Raw genomic sequence first — 246 nt, forward strand, 5'->3', positions numbered from 1 at the left:
TTAATCCAACAAGAAAAAGAAATAACGAAAATAACTATTAACCCTTTGAAACAACTATATCAACCAATGAAATCAAAACAACCAGTTGACGAACAAGAAATTAATATCAAAAAAAAACAATTATTTAAAAAAATCTCACCCTTATTCAACCAAATTAGAAATTATTATCATTATTTATTAACCATTAACCGAAATAACGAAAGTCAACCAGGATTAACTTATTTAACTCAAAAAAGAAAACTCACT

The 246-nt window shown here is 24.4% G+C and carries 1 pseudogene; it reads left to right on the forward strand.

The window, feature by feature from the left end:
* Positions 1-246: pseudogene (locus RI68_RS03020) on the forward strand (DNA primase); the annotation flags it as partial.

This window comes from Vaccinium witches'-broom phytoplasma str. VAC (genome assembly GCF_000309405.1).
Lineage (GTDB): Bacteria > Bacillota_I > Bacilli_A > Acholeplasmatales > Acholeplasmataceae > Phytoplasma.